General features: G+C 42.6%; 18 protein-coding genes and 1 other annotated feature. Of the genes, 17 read left to right on the forward strand and 1 reads right to left on the reverse strand.

Annotation, left to right across the window (positions count from 1 at the left end):
* A partial coding sequence (locus H9631_RS22470) for a hypothetical protein (RefSeq protein ID WP_225221155.1) occupies window positions 1-201 on the reverse strand: 201 nt, incomplete at its 3' end.
* A 174-nt stretch (window positions 202-375) separates the two neighbouring features.
* Between H9631_RS22470 and H9631_RS18845 the strand changes: the two genes are divergently transcribed.
* The 17 genes from H9631_RS18845 to rpmG all read left to right on the forward strand — a co-directional run bounded on the left by H9631_RS18845 (window position 376) and on the right by rpmG (window position 16679).
* Window positions 376-849 carry a glutathione peroxidase gene (locus H9631_RS18845; protein ID WP_191815565.1) on the forward strand — a complete coding sequence of 158 codons (474 nt, stop codon included), beginning with the start codon at window positions 376-378 and terminating at the stop codon, window positions 847-849.
* Window positions 850-1018: 169 nt separating this feature from the next.
* A complete protein-coding gene (locus tag H9631_RS18850) occupies window positions 1019-1480 on the forward strand; it encodes a CtsR family transcriptional regulator (protein ID WP_191815567.1) in 462 nt (153 codons plus the stop codon).
* A gap of 21 nt (window positions 1481-1501) precedes the next feature.
* On the forward strand, window positions 1502-2044 hold the full coding sequence (locus H9631_RS18855; protein WP_191815569.1) for a UvrB/UvrC motif-containing protein: 543 nt from the start codon (window positions 1502-1504) through the stop codon (window positions 2042-2044).
* On the forward strand, window positions 2041-3123 hold the full coding sequence (locus H9631_RS18860; protein ID WP_191815570.1) for a protein arginine kinase: 1083 nt from the start codon (window positions 2041-2043) through the stop codon (window positions 3121-3123). Before H9631_RS18855 ends, H9631_RS18860 begins: the two co-directional genes overlap by 4 nt.
* Window position 3124: 1 nt before the next feature.
* Window positions 3125-5563 carry an ATP-dependent protease ATP-binding subunit ClpC gene (clpC, locus tag H9631_RS18865; protein ID WP_191815572.1) on the forward strand — a complete coding sequence of 813 codons (2439 nt, stop codon included), beginning with the start codon at window positions 3125-3127 and terminating at the stop codon, window positions 5561-5563.
* Window positions 5564-5909: 346 nt separating this feature from the next.
* Complete coding sequence (radA, locus tag H9631_RS18870; RefSeq protein WP_191815575.1) at window positions 5910-7280, forward strand: DNA repair protein RadA; 1371 nt, start codon at window positions 5910-5912, stop codon at window positions 7278-7280.
* Between the two features lie 202 nt (window positions 7281-7482).
* A complete protein-coding gene (locus tag H9631_RS18875) occupies window positions 7483-8583 on the forward strand; it encodes a PIN/TRAM domain-containing protein (RefSeq protein ID WP_191815577.1) in 1101 nt (366 codons plus the stop codon).
* A 17-nt stretch (window positions 8584-8600) separates the two neighbouring features.
* Window positions 8601-9290, forward strand: coding sequence for a 2-C-methyl-D-erythritol 4-phosphate cytidylyltransferase (gene ispD, locus H9631_RS18880; protein WP_191815579.1), 690 nt, complete (start codon window positions 8601-8603; stop codon window positions 9288-9290).
* A 16-nt stretch (window positions 9291-9306) separates the two neighbouring features.
* Window positions 9307-9789, forward strand: coding sequence for a 2-C-methyl-D-erythritol 2,4-cyclodiphosphate synthase (gene ispF / locus H9631_RS18885; RefSeq protein ID WP_191815581.1), 483 nt, complete (start codon window positions 9307-9309; stop codon window positions 9787-9789).
* Between the two features lie 344 nt (window positions 9790-10133).
* Entirely contained in the window at window positions 10134-11594 is a 1461-nt protein-coding gene (gene gltX, locus H9631_RS18890) for a glutamate--tRNA ligase (RefSeq protein ID WP_191815582.1), read from the forward strand.
* Window positions 11595-11726: 132 nt separating this feature from the next.
* Window positions 11727-11961: a binding site (T-box leader), on the forward strand.
* A 48-nt stretch (window positions 11962-12009) separates the two neighbouring features.
* The gene (gene cysE, locus H9631_RS18895; RefSeq protein WP_191815583.1) at window positions 12010-12663 is read left to right on the forward strand and encodes a serine O-acetyltransferase; all 654 of its coding nucleotides are present in this window, start codon (window positions 12010-12012) and stop codon (window positions 12661-12663) included.
* Window positions 12660-14057 (forward strand): cysteine--tRNA ligase, encoded by a 1398-nt coding sequence (gene cysS, locus H9631_RS18900; RefSeq protein WP_191815584.1) that lies wholly within the window; start codon window positions 12660-12662, stop codon window positions 14055-14057. Before cysE ends, cysS begins: the two co-directional genes overlap by 4 nt.
* Window positions 14054-14479 carry a Mini-ribonuclease 3 gene (locus tag H9631_RS18905; protein ID WP_191815585.1) on the forward strand — a complete coding sequence of 142 codons (426 nt, stop codon included), beginning with the start codon at window positions 14054-14056 and terminating at the stop codon, window positions 14477-14479. The genes cysS and H9631_RS18905 overlap by 4 nt, the downstream gene beginning before the upstream one ends.
* Window positions 14476-15219, forward strand: coding sequence for a 23S rRNA (guanosine(2251)-2'-O)-methyltransferase RlmB (gene rlmB, locus H9631_RS18910; RefSeq protein WP_191815586.1), 744 nt, complete (start codon window positions 14476-14478; stop codon window positions 15217-15219). The genes H9631_RS18905 and rlmB overlap by 4 nt, the downstream gene beginning before the upstream one ends.
* 4 nt (window positions 15220-15223) lie before the next feature.
* Entirely contained in the window at window positions 15224-15733 is a 510-nt protein-coding gene (locus H9631_RS18915) for an NYN domain-containing protein (protein WP_191815587.1), read from the forward strand.
* A gap of 65 nt (window positions 15734-15798) precedes the next feature.
* Complete coding sequence (sigH, locus tag H9631_RS18920) at window positions 15799-16455, forward strand: RNA polymerase sporulation sigma factor SigH (RefSeq protein ID WP_191815599.1); 657 nt, start codon at window positions 15799-15801, stop codon at window positions 16453-16455.
* Window positions 16456-16532: 77 nt separating this feature from the next.
* Window positions 16533-16679 carry a 50S ribosomal protein L33 gene (gene rpmG / locus H9631_RS18925; protein ID WP_120118052.1) on the forward strand — a complete coding sequence of 49 codons (147 nt, stop codon included), beginning with the start codon at window positions 16533-16535 and terminating at the stop codon, window positions 16677-16679.
* The last annotated feature ends 34 nt before the right edge of the window (window positions 16680-16713 follow it).

Raw genomic sequence — 16713 nt, forward strand, 5'->3', positions numbered from 1 at the left:
AACCTCCAATTTCGCACGATAAAACGAAAAATCGCACGATAAACCCGATTTTCGCACGATTCCTCCAGATTTCGCACAATAACCGATTCGAAACCAAAAAGATGATCCCAGGACAAAAGCGATAACCAGTTCGAAGTGAAAAATATTGATCCAGAAGCCAAAACCTCTATAGCCCAATGTCTGAATCAGATCCGTTCCCACTCAAAGACAAAACCCACAGGCAAAGATTGCTGCATTTCCCCAAAAACCTCACCATTTCACACTTGTAAAGTTTACATCCTCGGAACGGCCCTATAAAAATTTAAATCATAAAGGTTGTTTCCAGCTGAATACTTTCCCAGAATTAAATAAACTACAAACTAGGAGGAGAAGCGTATGACCATATTCGACATAACTGTTAAAAGAACTGATGGTAAAGAACTTTCCTTAAGTGAATTTCAAGGGAAAGTGCTGCTGATTGTCAATACAGCTAGCAAATGCGGCTTTACTCCTCAACTAAAAGAGCTACAGCAGCTACATGATACATACAAAGATCAAGGTTTCACTGTGCTTGGTTTTCCGAGTGATCAATTCATGAAACAGGAATTTGATGATATTCAACAGACGTTGGATTTCTGTCAAATAAATTATGGTGTAAGTTTTCCAGTTTTCGCTAAAGTCCAAGTAAAAGGTGAAGGGGCTCATCCATTATTCAGGTTTCTTATCGATTCTAAGAAGGGAGTTTTGACAAAGGAAATCAAATGGAATTTTACAAAATTCTTGATTGATCGACAAGGCCAAGTTGTAAAGAGGTATGCGCCGCAGACAAACCCTTCTAAAATTAAACAAGTCCTTGAGGATTTATTATAGAAAGGTAATTTCCAAAGATGTCTTTTGTCCCAATTTGCTTTAGGTAGTGTTGAGTTTATGAAAGAATGGGTATGATAAAATAAAGTTATTGATTGTCAATGGGGTCGTATATTTTGTATAATATAAGTCAAATATAGTCAAAGTCAAGCAAGGTAAGGAGGTGCTTGATGTGCGGAATATATCCGATATTATTGAAAATTATTTAAAGCACGTTTTGGAACTAAGTGAAAGCGAAATCGTAGAAATAAAAAGAAGCGAAGTAGCGGATAAATTTCAATGCGTCCCATCCCAAATAAACTATGTTATTAACACCCGTTTCACTATGGAAAGGGGATACATGGTGGAAAGCAAGCGTGGCGGAGGAGGCTATATTCGCATTTCAAAGGTTAGGCTTCATACTCAAGCTCATTTGCTTGATCAATTGAAGGTTTTAATTGGTCAAAAGATATCACAAAACAGAGCAGAGGATGTTGTGTTGAGGTTATTGGAAGAAGATATTATATCAGAACGTGAGGCGAAGATTATATTGAATATGATTGACCGTTCTGTATTGTATATAGATTTGCCAGAAAGGGATGAATTAAGAGCCAGAATGCTGATGGCCCTACTACGGACGATAAAATATGACTAGAAAAAAAGGAGGAGGGCTTTGATGATTTGTCAAGAATGTAAAGAAAGGCCGGCCTCTCTGCATTTTACAAAAGTAGTGAATGGGGAGAAAACGGTTGTACAGCTATGTGAGCGATGTGCGCAGGAAAAGGGTGAAATGTTTCTTTTGGAAGGAGATTCGGGATTTCCAATCAACGCCTTGCTTGCTGGGTTGTTGAATCCATCCTTTCATAGTACTACTTCTCACTCTGCGCTTGGAAGCAAGGTCACCCAGTGCGATGTTTGTGGTATGACCTATCAGCAATTCGCGGATATTGGCCGTTTTGGCTGTGCCAACTGTTACAATGCTTTTAGAGAACAGTTGATACCTATATTAAAAAGGTTACACAGTGGAAACATCACTCATGGTGGGAAGGTTCCAAAGAGGATTGGTGGATCTTTGCACTTGAAAAAGAAAATCAAAAAATATAAAAACGAGCTTGCTGCTTTAATTGAACAAGAAGAGTTTGAAAAAGCTGCAGAAATGCGCGACCAAATCCGCTCCCTTGAAAAAAAATTGGCTGAAGGGGAGGAGAAAACGGAATGAGTCTCGAAAAGTTCCTTAATCAGGCTGTCAGTTCCTGGATGAGCTCAGAAGGCCCCGATTCTGATATTATTCTCAGCTCCCGGATAAGATATGCCAGGAATTTACGTAATTATATGTTCCCCACTTTGTTTACCAATGATGAGGCAAGAGAAATAATTAACAAAACGAGAGGTATCTTTGAACAAAAAGTTAACAAGGACTTTGGGAAACTGGAATTTTTGGAAATTGATGATTTGAAAGGTCTGGAAAAAAGGGTGCTGGTAGAAAAGCATTTGATCAGCCCACGCTTGGCTGAACATGCAACGCACGGGGCTGTTTTGCTTTCAGACCAGGAAGATATCAGCATCATGATCAATGAAGAAGATCATATCAGGATCCAATGTCTGTTCCCGGGCCTTCAAATAAGCGAAGCGCTGGAACGGGCGAATGTTATTGATAATATTCTGGAAGAAAGGATCGATTATGCCTTCGATGAGAAGCTGGGATATTTAACAAGCTGTCCGACCAATGTTGGTACGGGGCTACGGGCATCTGTCATGGTTCACTTGCCTGCCCTAATTTTAACTCATCAAATGAACCGGATTATTCCTGCAATTAACCAACTGGGACTTGTGGTACGCGGTATTTATGGTGAAGGCAGCGAAGCTTTAGGTAATATTTTCCAAATATCTAACCAAATTACGCTTGGGAAGTCTGAAGAAGACATCATTGGGGATTTGATTAGCGTTGTCCAGCAAATAGTTGCGCAGGAAAGAGCAGCTCGAGAAGCGTTGGTAAAGACTTCAAGCATTCAATTAGAGAATAAAGTTTTCCGTTCCTACGGAATTTTAGCAAATAGCAGGATTATTGAAACAAAAGAAGCTTCTGAATGTTTATCTGATGTCAGATTGGGCATAGATACAGGATATATTACTCATCTTTCCAGAAATATTTTAAATGAATTAATGATTTTAACTCAACCAGGGTTTTTACAGCAATATGCAGGAGGGCCGCTTCGTCCTGTAGAACGAGATATCAAGAGGGCGGCATTGATACGGGAAAGATTGAAACTAGAAGAGAGTCGGACAGGAGGAGATTAGTATGATGTTTGGTCGTTTTACAGAGAGAGCTCAAAAAGTATTAGCCCTTTCACAGGAAGAGGCAGTTCGTCTTGGTCACGGCAATATCGGAACTGAGCACATTTTACTGGGATTGGTCAGAGAGGGAGAAGGGATAGCAGCTAAAGCGCTATATGGACTCGGTCTGGGTCCGGAGAAGATCCAAAAAGAGGTCGAGAATCTGATTGGACGTGGAAAAGACACATCTCAAACCATTCATTATACGCCGCGTGCGAAAAAAGTAATTGAACTGTCAATGGATGAAGCAAGAAAGCTTGGACATTCATACGTTGGCACTGAACATATACTGCTGGGCCTTATTCGTGAAGGGGAAGGGGTTGCAGCAAGGGTATTAAATAATCTCGGTGTGAGCCTGAACAAAGCTCGTCAGCAGGTGCTGCAGCTGTTGGGCAGTAATGAAGCAAGTAGCCATGGCGGAACTTCCGCGAGTGCCAACACTCCTACACTTGACAGTCTGGCACGGGATTTGACAGCGATAGCGAGAGAAGGAACTTTAGATCCTGTTATCGGCCGAAATAAAGAGATCCAAAGGGTTATTGAAGTATTGAGCAGGCGCACCAAAAACAATCCGGTTCTCATTGGTGAACCTGGAGTTGGTAAAACAGCGATTGCAGAAGGCCTTGCACAGCAAATTATCAATAACGAAGTGCCTGAAACTCTCCGTGACAAGAGGGTGATGACACTAGATATGGGAACGGTCGTAGCAGGTACTAAATATCGTGGTGAGTTTGAGGATCGTTTGAAAAAAGTCATGGATGAGATTAGGCAGGCAGGTAATATTATTCTATTTATCGATGAACTTCATACATTGATCGGCGCAGGGGGAGCAGAAGGAGCTATCGATGCATCAAATATTTTAAAGCCTTCGCTTGCTCGTGGAGAGTTACAATGTATCGGTGCTACAACTCTGGATGAATACCGCAAGTACATCGAAAAGGATGCTGCACTAGAGCGCAGATTCCAACCTATACAAGTAGATGAGCCAACAGTCGAAGAATCCATCCAAATATTGGAGGGGCTCCGCGATCGCTATGAAGCTCATCATAGGGTATCGATTACAGATGACGCAATTGAAGCGGCAGTAAAATTGGCAGATCGTTATATTTCAGACCGTTTCCTTCCTGATAAGGCGATTGACCTAATTGATGAAGCAGGTTCCAAAGTCCGACTTCGATCCTATACAACACCGCCCAATTTAAAAGAATTGGAAGTAAAGCTTGAATCCATTCGCAAAGAGAAAGATGCAGCCGTTCAAAGTCAGGAATTCGAAAAAGCTGCTTCTTTAAGAGATTCAGAGCAAAAGCTCCGTGAAGAGCTAGAAGAAACGAAGAAGACATGGAAAGAAAAACAGGGACAGGAAAACACAGAAGTGACGGTCGAGGACATTGCACAAGTTGTCTCAAGCTGGACTGGTGTTCCTGTATCCAAGCTGGCCTCAACGGAAACAGAAAGACTGTTAAAACTCGAAGAGATCCTTCATTCACGGGTTATCGGGCAGGAAGAAGCAGTTAAATCTGTTGCAAAAGCAGTACGGAGAGCAAGAGCAGGACTTAAAGATCCGAAGCGTCCAATCGGTTCCTTCATCTTCTTGGGACCAACCGGTGTAGGTAAGACAGAGTTGGCCAGAGCGCTTGCAGAATCCATGTTCGGAGATGAAGATGCTATCATCCGTCTTGATATGTCCGAGTATATGGAAAAACATTCAACGTCTCGTCTTGTTGGGTCGCCTCCTGGATACGTCGGATTTGAAGAAGGCGGTCAGCTAACTGAAAAGGTACGCCGCAAACCATATTCTGTCATCTTATTGGATGAGATTGAAAAGGCGCATCCTGATGTGTTTAACATTTTACTCCAAGTGCTGGAGGACGGACGCTTGACTGATTCAAAGGGAAGAACAGTCGACTTCCGAAACACTGTTCTCATTTTGACATCGAACGTTGGAGCTCAGGCATTACAACGCAATAAATATGTCGGCTTTGCCATTCAGGATGGCGAACAGGATTATAAAGACATGAAAGGCCAAGTCATGGAGGAACTGAAAAAGGCATTCCGTCCCGAATTTTTGAACAGGGTCGATGAAATTATCGTCTTCCATGCTTTGGAGAAACCACACTTGAAGAAAATTGCCACATTGATGGCCAACCAGTTGATCTCCCGCTTGAAAGAGCAGGATATGGAACTTGAGTTGACTGATGCAGCAAAAGATAAAATCACGGAAGAAGGTTTTGATCCTGAATACGGAGCCCGTCCACTCAGAAGGGCCATTCAAAAGTTTGTAGAGGACCGACTCTCGGAGGAACTGCTGAAAGGAACGATTAAGATGGGGCAAAAAGTCGTCGTTGATGTCGAGGATGGGGAATTTAAAGTAAGAGCAGCAAAAGAAGGGTCTGCTATTTCCTAATATCTTAGGGGTACATGGAGAACGGATCCGTGTACCCCATCTTTGTTTGTCAGCCCTGACTTGACAGATAATAAGACATTATAACATTAAACAGAAATGCCAATGTCCTAGAGCAAAGGAACAGGATTAGCTGAAGGATTATGACAGAACGGCTTTTAAGCTTTGCTGCTCAGTTTATTAGGATCATAAGCTTAAACGGAGAGCCTTTAAGGAAACTGAAATCATTCCCTCAGGTTTTTCACAAAGTAAAAAACCAGTTGCATTTGTTGTTGAAACATACAGATTTGACATCTGTCTGACATATAGACCTTTTATAGTTGATAGATGAGAAGGGGGAAGAAAGTAGTTGGCGAAGAAAAAGACAAAATTCATGTGTCAAAGCTGCGGATATGAATCCCCTAAATGGATGGGACGTTGTCCTGGCTGTGGAGAATGGAATCAAATGGTTGAAGAGGTGGAAATCACCGGGAAGGGTAGAAAAGGATCTTTAAGCCCATCTGATGAAGCAGGGGCAAAAGCGACGCCGATCACCACCATTCAAACTGAAAATGAACCGAGAGTAGAGACAAAACTGAAAGAGTTCAACCGCGTGCTGGGTGGCGGAGTTGTCGCTGGTTCTCTTGTGTTAATCGGTGGGGACCCGGGAATCGGGAAATCAACCTTGCTTTTGCAGGTATCTTCCCAGCTGGCAGAGACGGATAGAAAGGTATTGTATATTTCCGGCGAGGAATCTGTCAAACAGACAAAGTTAAGAGCAGACAGACTCCATGTTTCTTCCCCCAGCCTTTATATATATGCAGAAACGAATCTCGAATTTATTCACCAGACAATCTCAGATTTATCTCCGGATTTTGTAGTAGTCGATTCGATTCAAACCGTCTATCATCCTGAGGTCACTTCTGCACCAGGAAGTGTTTCCCAAGTTCGTGAATGTACCGCTGAGCTAATGAAAATTGCGAAGACGAAAGGAATCGCCATTTTCATAGTAGGACACGTAACAAAAGAAGGAGCCATTGCAGGACCGAGGCTTTTGGAGCACATGGTGGATACTGTTCTGTATTTTGAAGGGGAGCGGCATCATACATATCGCATCCTTAGGGCGGTAAAAAATCGTTTTGGTTCTACAAACGAAATCGGTATTTTTGAAATGAAAGAATTTGGCTTGGATGAAGTAGAAAATCCTTCTGAGATTTTTCTAGAAGAGAGGTCAAAGGGAACGTCAGGATCAACGGTTGTTGCGTCAATGGAAGGGACAAGGCCGGTGCTTGTGGAGATCCAGGCGTTGATTTCGCCGACAAGCTATGGAAATCCACGTCGAATGGCCACCGGTATTGATCATAACCGGGTCTCCTTGTTGATGGCAGTATTGGAAAAACGCGTGGGTTTACTATTGCAGAATCAGGATGCCTATTTAAAAGTGGCCGGTGGAGTAAAACTGGACGAGCCGGCAATCGATTTGGCGATAGCTGTAAGTATTGCCTCAAGCTTCCGGGATCAGCCGACGAGACAAGCAGACTGCATCATCGGGGAAGTGGGATTGACCGGGGAAGTGCGGCGGGTCTCCAGGATTGAACAACGGGTACAGGAAGCTGCCAAATTGGGTTTTACCCGAGCCTTAGTTCCTGATAAAAATATTGGCGGCTGGAAGGTGCCCGAGGGAATTGAACTGATTGGTGTGGCAACAGTCGAAGAAGCGCTGCGGCAAGCTTTTAATTAAGCTGTGGGAATCATAATTGTTACAGAAGTGAAATAGACTCACTGAAGTCATTTTGCTAAAGTAGTAGTAAGTGGACTGAACATACTATAGCTATATTAGTATAATAAAATCATGGGGAATAAGAATGATTCTATAATTAATTAGATCCTTCATGTTTTTAAAATAGGTAAGTTGCTTATAATTAGAATAAGGAGGTGAGAGCATGTTAAAACGAATAGTTCAGGCGTGTTTTTTGCTTATCGGGGGAACTCTTGGCGTTTTCTTCGTCCCTGAACTTTTAAAATTGGCTTCTCTCGATCAAATCGTTTTAATTAATAATCCATTAGTAAATGCTCTTATAGGTGCTATCATAATTTATGTCATTACTTTTTGGGCGGTTGACCATGTTGTCCATTTTGTTAAATGGTTTGAAGATCGCATTGTCAAAGCCCCTGTCTCGGATATTTTATTTGGAAGTCTGGGACTGATTTTCGGACTGATTATCGCCTTCCTTGCAGGACTGGCCATTAACCAGACTGAATTACCTATTGTGAATGAAGTGGTTCCGATTTTACTGACCCTGCTGATGGGGTATCTTGGCTTTCAAGTCGGCTTTAAAAAGAAAGAAGAACTAACCAGTTTTTTCTCCTTCAATCGTGCAAATAAAAAGAAAGAGGATGCGGAAGAGGCTGCCAATAAATCCAAGTACTCTTCAAGAAGGCTGAAAATCTTGGATACAAGTGTCATTATTGATGGAAGAATTGCAGATATATGCCAGACAGGCTTTTTGGACGGTGTTCTGGTTATCCCTCATTTTGTGCTTGCTGAATTGCAGCATATCGCAGATTCCTCGGATGCGTTGAAACGAAACCGTGGAAGGCGCGGATTGGATACATTGAACCGTATTCAGAAGGAAATCAACATCGAAGTGGAAATGTACGAAGGAGATTTTGAAGACATTCAGGAAGTAGATAGCAAGCTTGTCAAACTGGCGAAGTTAATGCATGGGACTGTTGTTACGAATGACTTTAACTTGAATAAAGTATGTGAAATCCAAGACGTTCCTGTATTGAATATCAATGATCTTGCAAATGCAGTAAAGCCAGTTGTATTACCTGGGGAAGAGCTGAATGTCCAAGTCATCAAGGACGGTAAAGAATACAATCAAGGTGTTGCTTATCTTGATGATGGAACAATGATTGTTGTGGAAGAAGGAAGAGATTATATTGGCAAAAGAATTGATGTTATCGTTACAAGTGTTTTACAGACATCTGCTGGCCGCATGATTTTTGCCAAACCAAAATTATTGGAAAAAGCTTTATAGGAACAGGAGAATTTCAGTTGGATTATCAGGTGATTATCCCCGCTGCGGGATCGGGAAAAAGAATGGGAGCAGGTCGAAATAAGCTATTCATTGAAGTGGCCAACCGGCCGGTTATCCTTCATACACTGGATGTGTTTGAAAGTGACCGTCACTGTAAAAAAATAATCCTGGTTATTCAGCCGGGCGATGAAAATTACTTCAAGGACATTCTGACTGGTCATCCGAAACATGGAAAAATCGAATTTGTTTTTGGTGGTGATGAGCGCCAGCACAGCGTATATAATGGATTAAAAGCTGCCAGTGAAGAGATCATTCTAGTTCATGACGGCGCTCGTCCTTTCATCCGCCAACAAACGATCAGCCGGCTTGTTCAGTCGGCACATGACAACGGTGCTGCCATAGCAGCTGTCCCTGTAAAAGATACAATAAAAAGAGCAGATCAGAATCAAGTGGTTGAGACAGTCGATCGATCGGGCTTGTGGCAAATTCAAACTCCACAAGCTTTTCGTTTGCCAATTTTAATGAGTGCACATAAGCAAGCCAAAGAACAAGATTTTTTAGGAACGGATGAAGCCTCTCTTGTTGAAAAAATCGGGTTGCCTGTCATGATTATAGAAAGTGACTACGACAATATTAAGTTAACGACCCCCGAGGATTTATATTTTGCCGAAGCTATTTTGGCAAAACGAAAAAATGGGGATCGGTGAGGGGAGCAATAGATACATGTTTAGAGTTGGACAAGGATTTGATGTACATGAGTTTGCAGAAGGAAGGCCTCTAATTATAGGCGGCATCCGCATTCCTCATGAGCGGGGTCTCATTGGCCATTCAGATGCAGACGTTTTATTACATACAGTTGCTGATGCCTGCCTGGGAGCTATTGGAGAAGGCGACATTGGCCGGCATTTTCCAGATACAGACATGGCGAATAAGGACTTGGATTCAGCCCGCTTACTTGCATATGTGTGGCAGCTTGTGAAAGAAAAAGGTTATAAGCTTGGGAACGTTGATTGCACAATCATGGCTCAAAAACCTAAAATGGCACCATATATTGAACCGATGCGGGAGAGAATCGCTGAATTGCTTGAAGCCGACAAAGAACAGGTGAATGTAAAAGCAACGACAACAGAGCGCCTTGGATTTGTTGGGCGGGAAGAAGGCATTGCTTCACAAGCTGTAGTTTTGATTACAAAATCGGATGATTAGAATCGCCGGCTTTCAAGAACGCCAGTGTTATTGTAAAATAAAAGGAATAGCGCAAGTGCCTCTGATGTGATGAAGATAAGGAAGTGCGAGAGCATCTGCTTGTCAACATAAGGAAAGTGAACGTTGAAAAACCATAGTACTGGCAGCCGGATAACACGGACGCGTCTTGTAGCCGGGCTGTCCACCGAACGCGAGATTTTTTGTCGCTTCACCTGTACTATTCAAAACCAATGTTTACTTAATCACAGGGGCGGCACGAAGTCTGCTAGTTAGAGCTAGGCATAATGTCTAGACAAATTCATCATACTTAAGCAATTATGGAAATATTGAGGAGGCATTACACAATGTCAAGCGACATAAGGGTACGTTACGCGCCAAGCCCTACAGGGCATCTTCATATAGGAAATGCACGTACTGCATTATTCAATTATTTATTTGCCCGCAATAAGGGTGGAAAATTCATCATTCGGATCGAAGATACGGACCAAAAAAGAAATATTGAAGGCGGAGAGCAGAGCCAGCTAACCTATTTAAAATGGTTGGGGATCGATTGGGATGAGAGCATTGACAAAGATGGAGGCTACGGTCCATACCGCCAATCAGAACGCAATGATATCTACCAAAAATATTATAATCAGCTTTTGGAGAGCGGACAGGCTTATAAATGCTACTGTACTCCGGAAGAATTAGAAGCGGAAAGAGAAGCGCAAATTGCCCGTAAGGAGATGCCGCGTTACTCTGGAAAATGCCGTCATTTAACAGCAGAAGAACAGGAGGAACTCGCAGCGGAAGGCCGCGAACCAAGCATTCGCTTCAAAGTACCTTCTGGAAAAGAAATTGCTTTTAACGATATGGTTAAAAATAAAGTTTCTTTCGATTCCGATGGGATCGGTGATTTTGTCATCGTAAAGAAAGACGGCATTCCAACGTATAATTTTGCTGTTGCTGTTGATGACTATTTAATGGAGATCAGCCATGTTTTACGTGGAGATGATCACATTTCTAATACACCGAAACAATTGATGGTTTATGATGCATTTGGGTGGGAACCTCCGGTTTTTGGCCATATGACACTTATTGTCAACGAGAGCCGCAGGAAGCTCAGCAAGCGGGACGAATCAATCATTCAATTTATCGAGCAGTATGCGGATCTAGGGTACATTCCTGAAGCTTTATTCAACTTCATTGCTTTGCTCGGTTGGTCGCCAGAAGGGGAGGAAGAAATTTTTTCAAGACAAGAATTAATCGACATTTTTGATGCCAATCGCTTGTCGAAATCCCCAGCTTTGTTCGACAAAAATAAGCTTGCCTGGACGAATAATCAGTACATGAAAAAGCAAGACTTGGATAGAGTTGTCGAATTAGCCATGCCGCATTTGAAAAAGGCGGGATTAATCCCTGAACAGCCAACGGCGGAAGAAGAAAAATGGGCACGGAGTCTCATTGCTCTTTATCAAGAACAAATGAGCTACGGAGCAGAAATTGTTGAGTTTTCCAAGCAATTCTTCCAGGATGATATTCAATTTGGTGAAGCGGAAAAGGCTGTTTTAGAGGAGGAGCAAGTACAGGAAGTACTTCAGGCGTTTTACCAACAGGTTTCGGAATTGGATCCGTTTGAAGCAGGGGAAATTAAAAAGGCCATGAAAACTGTCCAAAAAGAAACCGGACATAAAGGCAAGAAGCTGTTTATGCCAATTAGAGTTGCCGTTACAGGCGAAATGAAAGGCCCAGAACTTCCAAATGCGATTGAATTGTTAGGGAAGCAAAAAGTAAAATTGCGGTTGGAACGCCTGATCCAAGGATAACAAAGACACTATTTAGGAAAGCTCCAAAGCAAGGGATATCAGGCAGATTCCTTGTAATGGTCGCCTAAGTCTACTTGCCTTTGCGCTTTCCTATTAACATTTAGAACAAAATGTAATATATTATAGTCATAGTTAAAAGCAATGACGAGGAAAAGTAGGAAATCGATGCTGATCAGAGAGAACCGCCACTGGCTGAGAGCGGTTTGAGCTACTCGTTTTTTGAACATGCACCTCGGAGCCTTGTGTTGAACGGCTGTTTGCCAATTAAACGCAAGCGGGTACCCTACGTTACAAGGGATAAGTTGGGGTGTGGAAATGTTTTAAAGACACCCAACCAGAGTGGAACCGCGCCGTAAGCGTCTCTGTATATAGAGACGCTTTTTTTATTTTCGGAAAAAAGAGAGGAGTGATCACCATGTTCAAACGAATGAAGGAAGATATTGCAACAGTGTTTGATCAGGATCCGGCCGCCCGCACAAACATTGAAGTCATCTTAACGTATTCCGGCTTGCACGCCATTTGGGCTCATAGAGTTGCCCATGTATTCTTTAAAAGAAAGATGTTCTTTATTGCAAGGCTGATTTCACAGATTAACCGCTTTTTTACGGGGATAGAAATTCACCCGGGAGCGAAAATCGGCCGCCGTTTCTTTATTGATCACGGAATGGGAGTGGTAATTGGTGAAACTTGCGAAATCGGTGATGGTGTCACCGTTTACCAAGGGGTGACACTCGGAGGAACAGGGAAAGAAAAAGGTAAGCGGCATCCAACTATTAAAGACAATGCTTTAATTGCAACTGGAGCGAAAGTCCTTGGCAACATTACTATTGGAGAAAATTCTAAAGTCGGCGGAGGCTCAGTCGTTTTAAAAGATGTTCCTCCCAACTCCACTGTAGTCGGGATTCCAGGTCGGGTTGTCGTTAGAGATGGAGTAAAAGTAAGGAAGGATCTGAACCACAGTGATCTGCCAGATCCGATTTCAGATAAACTCGCAACAATGGAGCAGGAAATTGCCCGCTTGAATATGGAGCTTTCAGCTCTAAAGAAAGAGAGGAGTCATTCAGGATGACAATCAGGATATACAACACATTGACGCGACAAAAAGAGGAATTCGTTCCGCTCGAAGAAGGAAAAGTTAAAATGTATGTTTGCGGACCAACTGTTTACAACTATATTCATATTGGGAATGCCCGCCCGGCAATTATATTTGATACGGTCCGCCGTTATTTGGAATACCGGGGCTACGACGTCCATTATGTCTCCAATTTCACAGACGTTGACGATAAAATTATTAATGCAGCTAAAGAACTTCAAATGGACGCACTTACGCTTGCCAATCGGTTTGTTGATGCTTTTTTCGAGGATATTCTTGCCTTGGGCTGCAAAAAAGCCGATGATCATCCACGGGTGACGGAAAATATAGATGTCATCATCGAATTTATTGAAGTGCTTATTCAAAAAGGATATGCCTATGAATCTGGTGGGGATGTTTATTACCGGACAAGGAAATTTGATGGGTATGGAAAACTGTCACACCAATTAGTTGATGATTTAAAGGTCGGGGCTCGTATCCAACCAGGTGAATTGAAGGAAGATGCTCTTGACTTCGCCCTTTGGAAAGCGGCAAAGGAAGGGGAGATCTTCTGGGAAAGCCCATGGGGAGAAGGTCGCCCTGGCTGGCATATTGAATGTTCCGCAATGGCAAGAGAGTATCTTGGTGACACAATCGATATTCATGCGGGAGGACAGGATTTGACTTTCCCTCACCATGAAAATGAGATAGCCCAATCTGAAGCCATGACTGGAAAGCTTTTTGCCCGCTATTGGATGCATAATGGCTATATTAATATCGACAATGAAAAGATGTCTAAATCACTCGGAAACTTTGTGTTGGTTAACGACATTATTAAGCAAGTTGATCCGCAGATTCTTAGGTTTTTCATGTTGTCTGTACATTACCGAAATCCGATCAACTACTCGGAAAATCTCGTAGCAGATGCAGGTGCTGGACTTGAAAGGCTGAAGACATCTTACCAAAACTTGAAACACCGCCTTGAAACAAGTGCCGACCTGGCGGGCGATGGACAGGAATGGATCGATAAAATAAAAGCTCTGCATCAGGAATTCGTAGACAAGATGGATGATGACTTCAATACTGCTGATGGTATCTCTGTCCTCTTCGAACTAGCAAAGCAAGCTAATTATTACTTAATGGAGAAAAATACTTCTGTTGCTGTCATTCGGGCATTTATGACTGAATTTGAAAGTTTATTCCCTGTATTGGGGCTTGAACTGGAAGCAGAAGAGTTGCTTGATGAGGATATCGAACAACTTATTGAACAACGGAATCAGGCCAGAAGGGATCGCAATTTCCAGCTGGCAGATCAAATCCGCGACCAGTTAAAAGACATGAATATCATTTTGGAAGACACGGCACAAGGTACTAGGTGGAAGCGGGGATGACCATGAACTTTCCGCCAAAAGTGGATTATAAACAGTTGAATAGTTTGGCACTCGCCTATATGGGCGATGCCATTTATGATGTTTTCATTCGCGGCCGTTTGTTGGAAAGCGGGAAAACAAGGCCTAATAAGCTTCATTTGGAAGCCACTCGCTATGTCTCAGCAAAAGCACAAGCGGCTGCTTTGAAGGTGCTGATCGATACCAATTTTTTATCTGGGGAAGAACTCGAAATCGCCAGGCGGGGCAGAAACGCCAAGTCAGGAACGGTCCCTAAAAATACGGATGTGCAAACATATAGACATAGCACGGCTTTGGAAGCATTGATCGGCTGGTTATACTTGGCAAATGAGCAAAAACGTTTGGAAGAGCTAATTGAAAAAATCATCGAGGTTATCAATCAAGAAAGAGGAGGAGCTATATGAGCCAGCAGTGGATTGCAGGAAAAAACCCCATATTGGAAGCACTCAGGTCGGAACGAGACATTCATAAGATCTTGATAGCTGAAGGATCTCAAAAAGGGCAGATGCAAGCCATCATTAAGCTGGCAAAAGAAAAGCGGGTCCAAATTCAATATGTTCCAAGGAAGAAAATCGATCAGATGACTGAAGAAAACCATCAAGGTGCCATCGCTGAAGTAGCCGCTTATCGGTATGCTGATTTGGAAGAGCTGTTCGAGCGGGCAGCATTAAAGGGAGAGGATCCTTTTTTTCTTATACTGGACGAGCTTGAGGATCCCCATAATCTGGGCTCCATCCTAAGAACAGCAGATGCGGCGAATGTACATGGAATCATTATCCCGAAAAGGCGGGCAGTCGGTCTGACATCAACGGTTGCGAAATTATCGACTGGTGCAATTGAACATATCCCGGTTGCGCGCGTAACGAATCTTGCAAGAACAATGGATGAGTTAAAGGACCGGGGCGTTTGGATCTTTGGGACAGATGCTGAAGAAAGCACGGATTACCGCCAGATGGACGCTTCGCTCCCACTTGCTGTTGTCATTGGCAGTGAAGGCAGAGGAATGAGCCGGTTGGTTAAAGAAAAATGCGATTTTCGGATACATTTACCAATGGCTGGGCATGTAACATCATTAAACGCCTCTGTGGCGGCTGCACTCTTAATGTATGAAGTATACCGAAAGCGCCAGCCGCTGGAGAGGTGATCACATGAATATTTTGATCGTCGATGGGTACAACATGATCGGTGCCTGGCCCGAGCTGGTGCAGCTGAAGCAAAAGGATTTGGCGGAGGCAAGGGACAGGCTCATAGAAATATTGGCAGAATATCAGGGGTTTACTGATTTCAAAGTGATTGTTGTTTTTGATGCTTATGATGTAAAAGGGATTGAAAACAAATATACGAAGCATCGCGTTGATGTGATTTATACAAAGTCGGAGGAGACTGCTGATGAGCGGATCGAAAAGTTGGCTAATGAGCTGAACAATCGTACGACGCAAATTTATGTGGCAACCTCTGACTTTACTGAACAGTGGGCGATTTTTGGACAGGGAGCCCTAAGAATATCAGCGCGGGAGTTATTAGAGGAAATATTAGACACAGAACGCAGAATTGAAAAGAAGGTCGAAAAAACGCAAGAAAGGGCCCCTTTACGCAGGATTAATTTAAGTCAGGATATGACAGAAATCTTTGAAAAGTGGAGACGAGGAAAAAAATGACTGGTTGACGTTAGAAAATTCTGTCATGTATAATAATTCTATCGACGGTTTTACAGGAGCGGGGGATCAGAGTGATTTCATACATTAAACTAGATAAAGACACAGCTTTTGATTTGCTGGAAGATGAAGCACTGATTGAACTGGTACACAAAGGTGATAGTGAAGCTCTTGATTATCTAATTAAAAAATACCGCAATTTTGTAAGGGCGAAGGCCCGGTCCTATTTTCTAATAGGAGCGGACAATGAAGATATTGTACAGGAAGGCATGATTGGGCTTTATAAAGCAATTCGTGATTTTAAGGAAGAAAAACTCGCCTCATTTAAAGCTTTTGCTGAACTTTGCATTACAAGACAAATCATTACCGCCATCAAAACTGCTACCCGTCAAAAACATATTCCACTTAACTCATATGTTTCCTTGGACAAGCCTATTTATGATGAAGAATCAGACCGGACACTCATGGATGTTATTTCTGGAGCGAAGACCATGGATCCGGAAGAACTGCTCATTCATAGAGAGCGGTTTAATAGTATAGAAGATAAAATGACAGAACTGCTGAGCGATTTGGAAAGGAAAGTGCTTGCCCTTTATTTGGATGGGCGCACTTATCAGGAAATTTCCTATGAGCTGGACCGACATGTGAAATCGATCGATAATGCTCTCCAAAGGGTGAAAAGAAAGCTGGAACGCTATTTGGAATTGCGTGAAATCACATTTTGAACACCGTAAGCCATGTTGACGATACTTTCTTTTCATGGTATTTTTTAAAAGATATGTTGATATAAGGTGCGGTTGTGATGAAAAGTAAAATTATATGGGCTTGCAGTGATTGTGGTTCTAGAAATTATACGACGGACAACAGAGAGAAGTCATCCAAGCGGCTGACAATCAAGAAGTATTGTAAAAACTGCAATGCACACACAGTCCATCAGCAAACAAAATGACCCTTGTAAAAGAAGTCCGTTCATTTACAGATGT

Source organism: Bacillus norwichensis (assembly GCF_014836955.1).
GTDB lineage: Bacteria > Bacillota > Bacilli > Bacillales > Bacillaceae_C > Siminovitchia > Siminovitchia norwichensis.

Coding starts and splice junctions, on each gene's coding strand:
- H9631_RS18860 (WP_191815570.1), top strand. CDS start 2,041: ATGAGTCTCGAAAAGTTCCTTAATCAGGCTGTCAGTTCCTGGATGAGC.
- gltX (WP_191815582.1), top strand. CDS start 10,134: ATGTCAAGCGACATAAGGGTACGTTACGCGCCAAGCCCTACAGGGCAT.
- cysS (WP_191815584.1), top strand. CDS start 12,660: ATGACAATCAGGATATACAACACATTGACGCGACAAAAAGAGGAATTC.
- rpmG (WP_120118052.1), top strand. CDS start 16,533: ATGAAAAGTAAAATTATATGGGCTTGCAGTGATTGTGGTTCTAGAAAT.
- rlmB (WP_191815586.1), top strand. CDS start 14,476: ATGAGCCAGCAGTGGATTGCAGGAAAAAACCCCATATTGGAAGCACTC.
- H9631_RS18905 (WP_191815585.1), top strand. CDS start 14,054: ATGACCATGAACTTTCCGCCAAAAGTGGATTATAAACAGTTGAATAGT.
- H9631_RS18875 (WP_191815577.1), top strand. CDS start 7,483: ATGTTAAAACGAATAGTTCAGGCGTGTTTTTTGCTTATCGGGGGAACT.
- cysE (WP_191815583.1), top strand. CDS start 12,010: ATGTTCAAACGAATGAAGGAAGATATTGCAACAGTGTTTGATCAGGAT.
- H9631_RS18845 (WP_191815565.1), top strand. CDS start 376: ATGACCATATTCGACATAACTGTTAAAAGAACTGATGGTAAAGAACTT.
- H9631_RS18855 (WP_191815569.1), top strand. CDS start 1,502: ATGATTTGTCAAGAATGTAAAGAAAGGCCGGCCTCTCTGCATTTTACA.
- H9631_RS18915 (WP_191815587.1), top strand. CDS start 15,224: ATGAATATTTTGATCGTCGATGGGTACAACATGATCGGTGCCTGGCCC.
- ispF (WP_191815581.1), top strand. CDS start 9,307: ATGTTTAGAGTTGGACAAGGATTTGATGTACATGAGTTTGCAGAAGGA.
- clpC (WP_191815572.1), top strand. CDS start 3,125: ATGATGTTTGGTCGTTTTACAGAGAGAGCTCAAAAAGTATTAGCCCTT.